This is a genomic window from Neorhizobium descurainiae, assembly GCF_051400715.1.
Lineage (GTDB): Bacteria > Pseudomonadota > Alphaproteobacteria > Rhizobiales > Rhizobiaceae > Neorhizobium.
This window is the reverse complement of the sequence record NZ_JBLFFK010000011.1, coordinates 56,428-68,971: the sequence shown is the minus strand read 5'-3', so window position 1 is coordinate 68,971 and position 12,544 is coordinate 56,428. Positions and strand designations below refer to the sequence as shown.

At 60.7% G+C, this 12,544-nt stretch carries 15 protein-coding genes; 9 read left to right on the top strand and 6 right to left on the bottom strand.

The features are described from left to right. Positions 1 to 2 precede the first annotated feature (2 nt). From mnmE to hemE, 4 genes are all read right to left on the bottom strand, one after another. The gene (gene mnmE, locus ACMGE0_RS19055; RefSeq protein ID WP_436817450.1) at positions 3 to 1,307 is read right to left on the bottom strand and encodes a tRNA uridine-5-carboxymethylaminomethyl(34) synthesis GTPase MnmE; all 1,305 of its coding nucleotides are present in this window, start codon (positions 1,305 to 1,307) and stop codon (positions 3 to 5) included. Between the two features lie 86 nt (positions 1,308 to 1,393). Continuing rightward, entirely contained in the window at positions 1,394 to 2,659 is a 1,266-nt protein-coding gene (gene rho / locus ACMGE0_RS19050) for a transcription termination factor Rho (RefSeq protein WP_436817449.1), read from the bottom strand. Between the two features lie 186 nt (positions 2,660 to 2,845). Next, positions 2,846 to 3,391: a protoporphyrinogen oxidase HemJ gene (gene hemJ, locus ACMGE0_RS19045; RefSeq protein ID WP_436817448.1), complete on the bottom strand. Its 546-nt coding sequence runs from the start codon at positions 3,389 to 3,391 to the stop codon at positions 2,846 to 2,848. Next, positions 3,388 to 4,422, bottom strand: coding sequence for a uroporphyrinogen decarboxylase (gene hemE / locus ACMGE0_RS19040; RefSeq protein ID WP_436817447.1), 1,035 nt, complete (start codon positions 4,420 to 4,422; stop codon positions 3,388 to 3,390). Before hemE ends, hemJ begins: the two co-directional genes overlap by 4 nt. Before the next feature lie 402 nt (positions 4,423 to 4,824). Here hemE and ACMGE0_RS19035 point away from each other — a divergent pair, with 402 nt between their 5' ends. The 5 genes from ACMGE0_RS19035 to dnaQ are packed head-to-tail and all read left to right on the top strand — an operon-like array spanning position 4,825 to position 8,439. After that, positions 4,825 to 5,646, top strand: a complete 822-nt coding sequence (locus ACMGE0_RS19035; protein ID WP_436817446.1) for a pyruvate, water dikinase regulatory protein — start codon at positions 4,825 to 4,827, stop codon at positions 5,644 to 5,646. Positions 5,647 to 5,678: 32 nt separating this feature from the next. Continuing rightward, complete coding sequence (locus tag ACMGE0_RS19030) at positions 5,679 to 6,272, top strand: Maf-like protein (protein ID WP_436817445.1); 594 nt, start codon at positions 5,679 to 5,681, stop codon at positions 6,270 to 6,272. Continuing rightward, complete coding sequence (locus tag ACMGE0_RS19025; protein WP_436817444.1) at positions 6,265 to 7,125, top strand: shikimate dehydrogenase; 861 nt, start codon at positions 6,265 to 6,267, stop codon at positions 7,123 to 7,125. The genes ACMGE0_RS19030 and ACMGE0_RS19025 overlap by 8 nt, the downstream gene beginning before the upstream one ends. After that, positions 7,122 to 7,730 carry a dephospho-CoA kinase gene (gene coaE / locus ACMGE0_RS19020; protein ID WP_436817443.1) on the top strand — a complete coding sequence of 203 codons (609 nt, stop codon included), beginning with the start codon at positions 7,122 to 7,124 and terminating at the stop codon, positions 7,728 to 7,730. The genes ACMGE0_RS19025 and coaE overlap by 4 nt, the downstream gene beginning before the upstream one ends. After that, positions 7,723 to 8,439, top strand: coding sequence for a DNA polymerase III subunit epsilon (gene dnaQ, locus ACMGE0_RS19015; protein WP_436817442.1), 717 nt, complete (start codon positions 7,723 to 7,725; stop codon positions 8,437 to 8,439). The genes coaE and dnaQ overlap by 8 nt, the downstream gene beginning before the upstream one ends. Positions 8,440 to 8,491: 52 nt before the next feature. Here the strand turns inward: dnaQ and secB are convergent, their stop codons facing one another. Together secB and ACMGE0_RS19005 are read right to left on the bottom strand one after the other, a co-directional pair. Further along, positions 8,492 to 8,968: a protein-export chaperone SecB gene (secB, locus tag ACMGE0_RS19010; RefSeq protein WP_436817441.1), complete on the bottom strand. Its 477-nt coding sequence runs from the start codon at positions 8,966 to 8,968 to the stop codon at positions 8,492 to 8,494. Between the two features lie 110 nt (positions 8,969 to 9,078). Then, positions 9,079 to 9,609, bottom strand: coding sequence for an FxsA family protein (locus ACMGE0_RS19005; protein WP_436817440.1), 531 nt, complete (start codon positions 9,607 to 9,609; stop codon positions 9,079 to 9,081). 125 nt (positions 9,610 to 9,734) lie between these two features. On the opposite strand from ACMGE0_RS19005, the gene ACMGE0_RS19000 reads away from it, so the two are divergent. Genes ACMGE0_RS19000 through ACMGE0_RS18985 form a run of 4 tightly spaced genes read left to right on the top strand, consistent with a single transcriptional unit; the run spans position 9,735 to position 12,500 of the window. Then, complete coding sequence (locus ACMGE0_RS19000; RefSeq protein ID WP_436817439.1) at positions 9,735 to 10,433, top strand: Tim44/TimA family putative adaptor protein; 699 nt, start codon at positions 9,735 to 9,737, stop codon at positions 10,431 to 10,433. Continuing rightward, complete coding sequence (gene mltA / locus ACMGE0_RS18995) at positions 10,430 to 11,548, top strand: murein transglycosylase A (protein ID WP_436817438.1); 1,119 nt, start codon at positions 10,430 to 10,432, stop codon at positions 11,546 to 11,548. Before ACMGE0_RS19000 ends, mltA begins: the two co-directional genes overlap by 4 nt. Next, on the top strand, positions 11,545 to 12,138 hold the full coding sequence (locus ACMGE0_RS18990) for a Smr/MutS family protein (RefSeq protein ID WP_436817437.1): 594 nt from the start codon (positions 11,545 to 11,547) through the stop codon (positions 12,136 to 12,138). The genes mltA and ACMGE0_RS18990 overlap by 4 nt, the downstream gene beginning before the upstream one ends. Then, positions 12,135 to 12,500, top strand: coding sequence for a helix-turn-helix domain-containing protein (locus ACMGE0_RS18985; protein ID WP_436817436.1), 366 nt, complete (start codon positions 12,135 to 12,137; stop codon positions 12,498 to 12,500). The genes ACMGE0_RS18990 and ACMGE0_RS18985 overlap by 4 nt, the downstream gene beginning before the upstream one ends. The last annotated feature ends 44 nt before the right edge of the window (positions 12,501 to 12,544 follow it).

Below are 12,544 nucleotides of genomic sequence, written 5' to 3'. Positions count from 1 at the left end.
AATCATTTGCCGATGCAAAACTGCGAAAAAATCACGTCCAGGAGCTGCTCGACATCCACACGGCCGGTGATACGGCCCAAGGATGACGCCGCGGCACGAAGGTTCTCAGCCCGGATATCCAATTCGGTGCCGTTTAACGCTTCTGCAATGGAATTGGAAGCCTCTTTCAAATACTGGATGTGCCGGAGGCGGTTGGGCACGAGCGATCCGGACCATGCGTTCCGCAATTCAGCGAGGATGCGAGCGCGCAGCTCCTCCAGGCCTTCTCCCGTTCGGCTCGATATGCAAAGATCATAATCCGGCGATGGCCCGTGCTGATCCAGCTTGCTCCCTATACGCAGCACGTTCGGCGAAGCGATATCGGCGATATGTTTCGAGTCCGAATTGATTTCGAGGAGCTGCAGGATCATGTCGGCTTGTTCGATCGCAACCTTCGCACGACGAACTCCTTCCTGTTCGACCCGATCCTCGCTCTCCCGAAGGCCAGCCGTGTCGAAGAAGCGAACGAGATAACCCTCCATATCGATGTCGACATGCAGAATATCGCGCGTGGTGCCTGCGATCTCGGTTACGATTGCTACTTCCCGTTTTGCTAACGCATTGAGAAGACTTGATTTCCCGGCGTTCGGCGGCCCGGCTATGACGACTTTGTAGCCGTCTCGGATGATCTCCCCGGACTTTGCCGCTGCGATATGCCCTTCGATCTCCAGAAGGAGCTCGGCCATATCCGCCCAGACACGATCCGAAACCGCTCCCGGGACGTCATCCTCATCCGCAAAGTCGAGCTCCGCCTCGATGAGAGCCCTGGCTCGGGTGAGGCGCTCCGCCCATGCCATGTAGAGCGCCGATTGCTTCCCAAAGCTCTGCTCGATTGCGAGGCGCCTCTGCATCTCGGTCTCTGCCGCAATGAGATCCGCAAGCCCTTCCACTTCGACGAGATCCAGTTTGCCGTTCTCGAAAGCGCGCCTGGAAAACTCTCCGGCTTCCGCCAGACGCAGCCCGGGAATGGCAGCAAGCTCCTCATAAATCGCCGAAACCACCGCCCGGCTTCCATGCAGATGGAGCTCCACGCAATCTTCACCCGTGAAAGAATGCGGCCCCGGAAAGCTGACGACCACCGCCTTGTCGATGACAAGACCGTTACGATTCCGAATCGTCCGCAAGCCTGTTCTTCTATGGGTCGGCAAGTCGCCGGCCAAACTGCTTGCCACCTTGAGAGCCAGAGGACCGCTCAAGCGCACCACGGCGACACCCGCCGGCAAGGTGCCGCTGGAAAGCGCGAAGATCGTATCGTCAGAGCGGGTCATCGGAGAGCTTTATCAAGATCGGGCCGCAAATTCAAAAGCGCCCGGACCAGCCGGGCGCTCTTGATAAAGACGAATCCGGCTAAGGATCAGGTATTCATCGAGTCGAAGAAATCCGAATTGTTCTTCGTCTGCTTCAATTTGTCGATCAGGAACTCGATCGCGTCCGTCGTGCCCATCGGGGCAAGGATGCGGCGAAGCACGAAAATCTTCTGGAGATCCTGGCGCGGCACGAGCAGGTCCTCCTTGCGCGTGCCGGACTTGAGAATGTCCATGGCCGGGAAGATGCGCTTGTCCGCGACCTTGCGGTCCAGCACGATTTCCGAATTGCCGGTGCCCTTGAACTCTTCGAAGATGACTTCGTCCATGCGGCTGCCGGTGTCGATCAGCGCCGTGGCGATGATCGTCAGCGAACCGCCTTCTTCGATATTGCGGGCCGCGCCGAAGAAACGCTTCGGCCGCTGCAGGGCGTTGGCGTCCACGCCGCCCGTCAGAACCTTGCCCGAAGAGGGAACGACCGTGTTGTAGGCGCGGCCGAGGCGGGTGATCGAATCGAGCAGGATGACGACGTCGCGGCCATGCTCGACGAGGCGCTTGGCCTTTTCGATGACCATTTCGGCGACCTGGACGTGGCGGACGGCCGGCTCGTCGAAAGTGGAGGATACCACCTCGCCGCGCACGGAGCGCTGCATGTCCGTCACTTCTTCCGGACGCTCGTCGATCAGAAGAACGATCAGATAGCATTCCGGATGGTTGGCGGTGATCGAATGGGCGATGTTCTGCAGGAGAACGGTCTTGCCGGTGCGCGGCGGCGCCACGATCAGCCCGCGCTGGCCCTTGCCGAGCGGCGCCACGAGATCGATGACGCGTGCCGAAAGATCTTTGGAAGTGGGAACGTCGAGTTCCATCTTGAACCGCTCGTTCGGATAGAGCGGCGTCAGATTGTCGAAATGAACCTTGTGCCGGATCTTCTCCGGATCGTCGAAATTGATGGTGTTGACCTTGAGGAGCGCGAAATAACGCTCGCCTTCCTTGGGACCGCGAATCGGACCCTCGACGGTGTCGCCGGTCTTCAGCGAGAAGCGGCGGATCTGGGAAGGAGAGATGTAGATATCGTCCGGACCCGGCAGATAGTTGGCGTTCGCCGACCGCAGGAAACCGAATCCGTCCTGCAAGACCTCGACCACGCCTTCGCCGATGATCTCGACGTCCTGGCTTGCCAGAACCTTGAGGATCGCGAACATCAGCTCCTGCTTGCGCATTGTGCTGGCATTCTCGACCTCCAGCGATTCGGCGAAGGTCAGCAAATCGGTCGGAGATTTGCTCTTGAGTTCTTGAAGCTTCATTTCAGCCATGAAGAGGGGACCACGTTAGGAATTTTAGGGGGAATCTAGGCGTGTCGGTGAAATTCGCTACCGCGGAAGATGATCCGGGGACGACGGGAAATTACACGCATGCCACGAGATGAGATGGCCGTGAAAATAGCGATTCACGTGGGAGCCCGCAAGGGGCAACACGGAAATCTTGCCAAAGAAAGAAATTCAAAAGGGTTTCACGATCACGAGAATGACGATGCCGATCATCAGAAGAGTGGGAATCTCGTTCATCATCCGCCAGTAACGCGGCGATTTACGCGGGCCGTCCGCGGCAAAATTCCGCACGGCACGACTGAACAGAACATGCACCATGGTCAGCAACACGACCAGTCCGATCTTGGCATGCAGCCAGCCGCCCTGGAATTCATAGACATTCCAGGCGAGGAAGAGACCCAGCACCCAGGTGATCATCATCGCCGGGTTCATGATGATCTTCAAGAGCCGCTGCTCCATCATCTTGAAGGTTTCCGACTGTGCCGAGCCGGGCTCGGCATCGCTGTGATAGATGAAAAGCCGCGGCATGTAGAGAAGCCCCGCCATCCAGGAGATGACGGCGATGACATGGAAGGCCTTGATATAAAGGATGAAATCGTCCGGCCGGGCAAAATAGACGGCCAGCAGGATGGCCATGAAGACCGCAAGCGCGATGACTGCGCGGATCGCGGATCGCCTCCCGGCCGCCTTGCCGGATTGCAATTCGGAGGCACTCATGCCTTCGCTCCCCGCACGCGTTCGATCAGGGCCGTGACGTGATCCGGATCGGCCTCCGGCGTGATGCCATGGCCGAGGTTGAAGATCAGCGGCCCATCGCCGAGCCTCTCGAGAACGGCGTCTATGCCTTCCGCCAGAGACTTTCCTCCCGCGACGACCCGCATCGGATCGAGATTGCCCTGGACCGGACCGTCCTTCTGCAGCTCGGCCGCAAAGGAAAGCGGCACCGACCAGTCGAGGCCGATCGCGTCGGCCCCCGTTTTCTGACGATAGGATTTCAGGTTGAGGCCCGCGCCCTTGGCAAAGGCAATGATCTTCGCGTTCGGCCGCGCGCTCCGAACGAGCCCGATCATGCGTGCGACGGGTCTTGCCGCATAGAGGTCGAACTCCCGTTCTCCCAGGACACCCGCCCAGGAATCGAATATCTGCACCGCATCGGCGCCGGCATCGATCTGCGCGATCAGATATTCCGCGGAAATCTCGGCGAGAAAGGAAAGCAGCTTCTCGAAGGCTTCGGGGTGACGATAGGCAAAGAGCCGGGCAGGGGCCTGATCCGGCGTCCCATGGCCGGCGATCATGTAGGTCGCAACCGTCCAGGGCGCGCCGCAGAAGCCGAGCAGCGCGGTTTCTTCGGGTAGTACCCTTCTCAGCCGGCCCACCGTCTCGATCACCGGCGCCAGATGATCGAGAACTCCCTGGTTCCTCAGCCCCTGGATACCGGAAGCATCGATCGGGTCCATCCGCGGGCCTTCGCCCTGCGCGAAACGCACGTTCCTTTTCAAAGCGTCCGGTATGACCAGGATGTCGGAAAACAGGATTGCCGCATCGAAACCATAACGCCGGATCGGCTGCAAGGTCACTTCGACCGCCAGATCCGGCGTATAACAGAGATCGAGGAAACTGCCGGCCTTGGCGCGGGTTTCCCGGTATTCCGGCAGATAGCGTCCCGCCTGTCTCATGAGCCAGATCGGCGGCGGGGCAACGGTCTTGCCTTCCAGCACCTCGACGATCCTGCGGGTCTTGCCGGTCAATGGGTTCTCCCTAAACAAAGAAAAGGATTTTAAAAGAGTTTCTATTTCTTAGAGTCGGTGAGTAGCAAGGATTAAAGTGAAATCACAGCCGACGCGACGATCCGCCGCCCTTAAGCCTGTTCGGGAACAATATCGGCATCTGAAATGAGGATTGACGGGAGAAGCACGATTCACCCAGGAATTCCAAGGAGATGGAACCCATCGATCTTCTTCGTTGGCTGTGAATAAGCTGGGGACAAGGAAAATGCTTGATGCGGTTGTCCCCAGAGCGCACAAGCGTCCCTGTACCCTGTCCGACGAATATGCGGATGTGGAAAACGAGACGGTTTTCCCGAAGCCGGTGTCCTCTGCCCGAGACATCGATCGTCTCTCCCGAGTTGTCAACAAAGGGTTAAGTTTAGCGTGGAGAACAGAAAAAACTTCTTCCATCTGCACCTGATATCTGACTCGACGGGCGAGACCCTCATCTCCGCCGGGCGGGCCGTCTCGGTGCAATTCCAGTCGTCGCTTGCGATCGAGCACGTCTACCCGCTGATCAGGAACCGGAAACAGCTCCTGGCGGTGCTCGATGCCGTCGACGAGGAGCCGGGGATCGTCCTTTATACCATCGTCGACCAGGAGCTCGCCGGGTTTATCGACCAGCGCTGCCGTGAGATGGGCCTGCCATGCGTCAACGTGCTCGAACCGGTCATGGCGACGTTCCAGGCCTATCTCGGCGCGCCGTCGCGCCGCCGTGTCGGCGCCCAGCACGCTTTGAACGCCGATTATTTCAAGCGCATCGAAGCGCTCAACTTCACTATGGATCATGACGACGGACAGCTGCCGGAGGATTACGACGAGGCGGATGTCGTGTTGATCGGCATCAGCCGCACGTCGAAGACGCCGACCAGCATCTATCTGGCGAACCGCGGCATCAAGACCGCCAATATCCCGATCGTTCCGGGCGTCGATCTGCCGGAAAGTCTTTACCGGGCCACGCATCCGCTGATCGTCGGCCTGGTCGCGACGACCGACCGCATCAGCCAGGTGCGCGAGAACCGCGAGCTGGGGGCGACGCACGGCTTCGACCGCCGTCATTATACGGACCGCGCGACGATCAACGAGGAACTGAAATATGCCCGCGCGCTCTGTGCCCGGCACAATTGGCCGGTCATCGACGTGACGCGGCGCTCGATCGAAGAGACGGCCGCCGCCATCGTTGCGCTGCGCCCGAAGCTGCGTTAAGCGGGACTGCTATCGCCTCAGGGAGATTTTTCGTGGCAGCGCCTCTCGTCCTTGCTTCCTCCAGCCCATTCCGCCGGATGCTGATGGAAAACGCCGGCCTTACGTTCGAAAGCCGTGCTGCCGATATAGATGAGCGGAAGATCGAAGCCGGCCTCGAAAGTGCCCTGCCGGATGAGGTTGCCTCGACGCTCGCCAAGGCCAAGGCTCTGGAGGTGAGCAGCCATTTTCCGGAGGCTCTGGTGATCGGATCGGATCAGACCATGTCGCTCGGCAGCCGAGTCTATCATAAGCCGAAGTCCCTTGCGGAAGCGAAGGAAAGCCTGCTGTCGCTCTCCGGCAAGACCCATCGGCTGAACAGCGCGATCGCGCTTGCCCGGAACGATGAGGTCGTCTGGGAGCATATCGCCCATGCGGACCTGACGGTCCGGATGTTGAGCGAAAGTTTCGTCGACCGCTATCTGGAGCGCGTCGGGAAAAAGGTCTTCGGCAGCGTCGGCGCCTATCAGCTGGAGGGGGAGGGCATCCAGCTCTTTTCGAAGATCGAGGGCGACTATTTCACCATCCTCGGCTTGCCCATGCTGCCGCTCCTGCAAAAGCTGCGCGTGCTCGGAGCCATCGATGGCTGATTCACGTGAAACATTTTTGGTTAACGCATTCGTCACGGGCTGGCCGGTGAAGCATTCGCGTTCGCCGCTGATCCACGGATACTGGCTGAAGCAGTTCGGCATCGCCGGCAGCTACAGGGCCCTGCCGATATCCGAAGAGGACTTTCCGGCCTTCATCCGGTCCCTGAAGGATGGCGCATCCGGATATCGCGGCGGCAATGTCACGATCCCGCACAAGGAACTGGCCTTCAAGCTGGCCGACCGGCCGGACGCCTTGGCCGAGGAGCTTGGCGCATCGAACACGCTCTGGATGGAGAACGGTCTGCTCCATGCCACGAATACGGACGGTTATGGTTTCACGGCCAATCTCGACGATCGCCATCCCGGCTGGGACCGGACCCACCGTGCCGTGATCTTCGGTGCCGGCGGCGCAAGCCGCGCCGTCATCCAGGCAATCCGGGATCGCGGCATCGGCGAGATTCACGTCGTCAACCGCACAGTCCCCCGCGCGCAGGAATTGGCCGATCGGTTCGGCCCGAAAGTGCGTGCCCATCCCGTTGAAGCGTTGGCTGAGGTAATGTCGGGCGCAGGCCTGTTCGTCAACACGACCTCACTCGGCATGGATGGCAGCGAAGCGCCGCCAGTCGACTTCACGCCTCTCGTGGATGGCGCTGTCGTCACCGACATCGTCTATGTGCCGCTGAAGACGCCGTTGCTCGCCCGGGCGGAAGAGCAGGGATTTGCCACTGTCGACGGGCTCGGTATGCTCCTGCATCAGGCCGTACCCGGTTTCGAAAAGTGGTTCGGCCGCCGGCCGGTGGTCGACAAGGCGCTCCGCGATCTCGTCATCGCCGACATGGAAGGGCATGGATGATCGTCATCGGACTTACCGGCTCCATCGGCATGGGAAAATCCACGACCGCGAAAATGTTCGCGGACGAAGGCGTGCCGGTGAACGATTCCGATGCGGTGGTCCACGACCTCTACCGCACCGATGCGGTGGGACCGGTCGGCGAGGCCTTCCCGGGCACCGTGAAAGACGGCGTCATCGACCGGCGGGAACTCTCCCGCCAGCTCGCGGCCCAACCGGAAAAATTCCCCGTGCTCGAAGCGATCGTGCATCCGCTGGTGCGGAGCCGTGAGCTCGAGTTTCTGAAGCGCCGCCGCGAAGCGGGCGCCGATCTTGTGCTTCTCGATATTCCGCTGCTCTTCGAGGTGAAGGGCGAAAACCGTGTGGATGTCATCGTCGTCGTCACCTGCGATCCACAGATCCAGCGTGAAAGAGTGCTTGCGCGACCGGGCATGACAGAGGAAAAATTGGCGATGATTCTCTCCCGCCAGATGCCCGATGCGGAAAAGCGGAGAAGAGCCGATTTCCTGGTAGATACGGGGCTCGGGCTGGAAGCGGCGAGGGAAAGGGTGCGGGAAGTCATCGCCTCCTTGAGGGCCGGAAAGACGAGCGAGAAGCCAGATGCGTGAAATCATATTCGATACGGAAACCACGGGCCTCGAATCGAAATTCGATCGGGTGATCGAGATCGGCGGTGTCGAGCTCATCAACAATTTCCCGACCGGAAAGACCCTGCATCTCTATATCAATCCGGGCGACCGGAAGGTTCATCCCGATGCGCTGGCGGTGCATGGCATCACCGACGAATTCCTGAAGGACAAGCCGGGCTTCGCCGAGGTCGTCGATCAGATCATTGAGTTCTTCGATGGCGCCAAGTGGATCGCCCATAATGCGACATTCGACATGGGTTTCATCAATGCCGAGTTCGACAGGCTCGGTCTGCCCCCCGTGATGTCCGACCGGGTCGTCGATACGCTGGCCATGGCCCGCCGCAAGCATCCGATGGGTCCGAACTCGCTCGATGCGCTCTGCCGCCGTTACGGCATCGACAACGCCCACCGCACCAAGCACGGCGCGCTTCTCGACTCCGAACTTTTGGCCGAAGTCTATATCGAGATGACCGGTGGCCGGCAGGCTGCTCTCGGCCTGACGGGCGTCGAGCAGTCGACGACGGTGATCGAGGTCGAAGAAGTCGTGGTGAGCGTCACCGGCCGCCCAAGGGCTTTGCCGAACCGGCTGACGGAATTGGAGCTCGAAGCCCATGCCGCCATGGTCGCGTCCATGAAGGGTAAGTCAATCTGGCTCGAATACGAGCCCGTCGAACAGGCGGCCGAATGAGAAAAGCCCGGGTCATGCCCGGGCTCCCTGTCCATATCGGCGGTTGGCCGGCTTAGCTGTTGAGCGCCTGCACCTTGGAGCGGGCCTGTTCTTCGGCCATGCGCTGGGTGAACATCTGCGCAAAATCGATCGGATCGATCATCAGCGGCGGGAAACCGCCGTTGCGCGTCACGTCGGCGATGATCTGACGGGCGAAGGGGAAGAGCAGCCGCGGGCATTCGATGAAGAGCAGCGGCAGCATATGCTCCTGCGGAAAGCCGGTGATGCGGAAGACGCCGCCATAGACCAGTTCGGCGGCGAAGACGACCTTGTCGCCTTCCTTGGCTTCCGCATTCAGCGTCAGCACGACGTCGAAGTCCGCCTCGGAGAGGGGGTTGGCGTTGACGTTGACGTTGATGGTGATCGCCGGCGCCTTGTCGCGCGCTTGGAGCGAACGGGGTGCGCCGGGGTTCTCGAAGGAGAGATCCTTGGTGTATTGCGCCAGGATATTGAGGGACGGCGTTGCCGCCTGGTTGTTTTCGTCTGCCATGGGACTTCCTCGAGACTTTGAGCGTTGAGGCCCTCTAACATTTAGGGCCGGAACGTTTCAAGGCTAAATGGGCGTTCCGGCCTGCAGCCTTGGCAAACCCGGTCGGGCGCTCAAGGTTCCCCGTTTCGCGGCCCGGTCCAGGGAGAAGAGGAATTGGGCGGAGAGGAGTCGGGATCGCGATGGAAATCCTGCTCGTCGAGATCGACCACCGGTCCCGGCTTCCTTCCTTCCCCGGAGGGTCTTCCGCCATCGTAGCGATAGCTCGTGCTGCCGGGCGAACGGACCACCACGATGCGCCGGCCGATCAGCGACCAGAGAAGGCTGCGCACGAAAGGGATGAAGAGTGCGAGCCCGATGATGTCGGTGATGAAACCGGGCAACAGAAGCAGAATGCCGGCCACGACGATCATCGCGGCGTCGATGAGGGTTCTTGCCGGCATCCGGCCCTCGCGGCCCTCGGTGGAAATCTGTCTCAGGATATGCATGCCCTGGCTGCGGAGCAGAACCGCACCGAGCACCGCGGTGCCGACGACCAGGCCGAGTGTCGCCCAGAGACCGACCGCACGCCCGACGAGCACGAAGCCGGCGATTTCCATAAGCGGCCAGCCGATGAGAATAAGCGGCACGAGAAAGAAACGCATGGTGTTCCCAGTTCTTCACAAGGCCGGCAGTATTCCGGCGCTAACGTCTTCGCCATTTGAATGATCGGCGGATGCGGACTATATGAGAAAGTGTACCGAACATTTAAACAGCATTGCGGGTTAAGATGGGTTCCAACGACTTTATAACACTCTTTTTCCTGGTCGCCGCCGTTCTGATCTTCCTGCAACTGCGCAGTGTGCTCGGCCGGCGGACGGGAAACGAGAAGCCGCCGTTCGATCCCTTCAGTCCTCGGGATGTCGCGAAGAATGCGAACGGGGACGACGGCAAGGTGGTGACGCTGCCGCGCCGTGATGCGCAGGACGATGAGCAGCGTTACGCGGATATCGATGCGGTGGCGAAGCCCGATACGCCGTTGAACGCGGCCCTTCGCGAAGTGGTCAAGGCCGATCCCTCCTTTCAACCCCGCGAGTTTCTGAACGGCGCCCGCATGGCTTACGAGATGATCGTCATGGCCTTTGCCGATGGCGACCGTAAGACGCTGAAAGGCCTTCTGTCCAAGGAGGTCTTTGACGGATTTGATGCGGCGATTTCCGAACGCGAAGCCCGAGGCGAAGTGGTGAAATCCACCTTCGTCGGTATTGATAAGGCGGATATCACCCAGGCGGCGCTCAAGGATTCGGAGGTTCAGGTGACGGTTCGCATCGTCAGCCAGCTGATCTCCGCCACCTATGACAAGGCCGGCACGCTGATCGAGGGTGACCAGGAGACCGTCGCCGAGGTCACCGATATATGGACTTTCGCTCGCGATATCCGCTCCCGCGACCCGAACTGGAAGCTGGTCGCCACCGAATCCGAGCAATGACGGGCAGTTTCGCGGATTTCACGCTCCGGCCGGTTTCCTTTTCCGATCTTGCGGGATGGAAAGACGACGATCCGAGGCCGCTCTTTGCCGGCATGCAGGCGTGCCTGGAGCATGTCCGCAAGGTCAAACCTTATCGCACAGGCTCGCTCGGCCTGACGGCAAATGAGCTCGCTGCTCTTCTCGAGGCCGTCGGCGATGCACCGGCCGATGCCGCTTCCGCCCGCGCCTTTTTCGAAACCCGTTGCACGCCGTTCCTGATCTCCCGCAATGATGGACGGCGCGGTTTCGTTACGGCCTTTTACGAGCCGGAGGTCGAGGTTTCGGACAGGCGCGACGAGGTCTGGACCCATCCCTTTTACTATCGCCCGGATGATCTCGTCGATCTGGATGACACGAACCGGCCCGCGCGGATGGACTCCGGCTACATGTTCGGTCGCCGGACGCCTGAGGGCATCTGTCCTTATCCGGATCGCGGCGAGATCGATCGCGGCTTTCTCGAAGGCCGGGGCCTGGAGATCGCCTATGCGAAGTCGAAGGTCGACGTCTTCTTCACCCATGTTCAGGGCGCGGCGCGGCTGAAATACCCGGACGGAAGAGTGCGGCGGATCACCTATGCGGCCAAGGCCGGCCATCCTTTCTCGCCCATCGGCAAGCTCCTGATCGATCGCGGCGAGATCGAGCCGGCGCAGATATCCATGCAGAGCATTCGCGCCTGGCTCGGTCGGAACCCGGCTAAGGTCGACGAAGTTCTCTGGCACAATCGGTCCTATATCTTCTTTCGCGATGCGGATGTTTCCGACCCGTCGCTCGGGCCGGTGGCTGCAGCCAAGGTGCCGCTGATTGCCGGCCGATCGCTCGCCGTCGACAGGCAGATCCACACGTTCGGCTTTCCGTTCTTCATCCGCTCCGAGAGCCTGACCCATCTTACCGGCGGAAAGCCCTTTGGACGGCTGATGTTGGCCCTCGACACCGGCTCTGCGATCGTCGGTCCGGCGCGAGGCGATATTTTCACCGGCTCCGGGTTCGAAGCGGGCGAATTGGCGGGAACGGTGCGCAACGATGCGGATTTCTATATCCTCGTCCCCAAGGCGGCAGCCGGAAGGTACGGCGGATGAAGAGCGGTCGGAAACTCGATCCGGAAGAGCGTATCCTTTGGGGCAAGGTGGCCAAATCCACCCGTGCGCTCCCGGGCCGGATGAAGGAAATCCTGGAATTCGAGGAAGAGGAGGCGACAAAGCTTGCCTCGGAGGAAGCGGCGAAGCCGGAACCTGCTCCGGCGCCGAAAAGCTGGGCAACGGAAATAGCGGCTCCGAAGGCAGGGAAGCCCGGCGGCATCCACCATCCTCTCGAAAAGCCGGTGAAGAAAAAGCTCGCCAAGGGTCGCCTGCCGATCGAAGCGCGTCTTGATCTCCATGGCCTATTCCAGGCAGAGGCGCATGATCTGCTGCTCGATTTTCTGTTTCGGGCCCATGAGCGCGGGCTTCGTCACGTTCTTGTCATCACGGGCAAGGGCAGTTCGATGGGCAGCGAAGGCGCGCTCCGTCGGGCGGTGCCGCTCTGGTTCTCCAAGGCGGAGTTTCGCTTTCTGATCTCGTCCTATGAATGGGCGGCGCGGCATCACGGCGGCGAAGGCGCCATGTATGTGCGGCTCGCCCGCAGTCCCAGGGACAATCGCGGAGGTAGGTTCCGGGAGGATTGGGAATGACGCCTTTCGGTCAGGCGCTTCGGGAGCTTCGCCGGCGCAAGGGCGTCACCCAGCGCAAGCTTGCGGAAGCGATCGGCGTTACGCCGGCCTATCTTTCCGCGTTGGAACATGGCCGGCGCGGCAAGCCGACCTTCGAGCTTCTGCAGCGGATCGCCGGTTACTTCAACGTCATCTGGGACGAGGCGGAGGAATTGTTCCGTCTGGCGGATGCCTCCCGGCCGAAGGTCGTGCTGGATACGTCGGGCCTTCCGGCACCGTATACGGCCTTCGCCAATCGTCTCGCGCAAGCGATTCGCACTTTGCCGCCGGACGTGATAGAAGAAATGGACACGCTGCTGGAGAAAAGCCGTCTTTCCGGTTAAATTCGGCACGCATCCACGGCTTTCCTGCCGCTTTCACAGGGCTC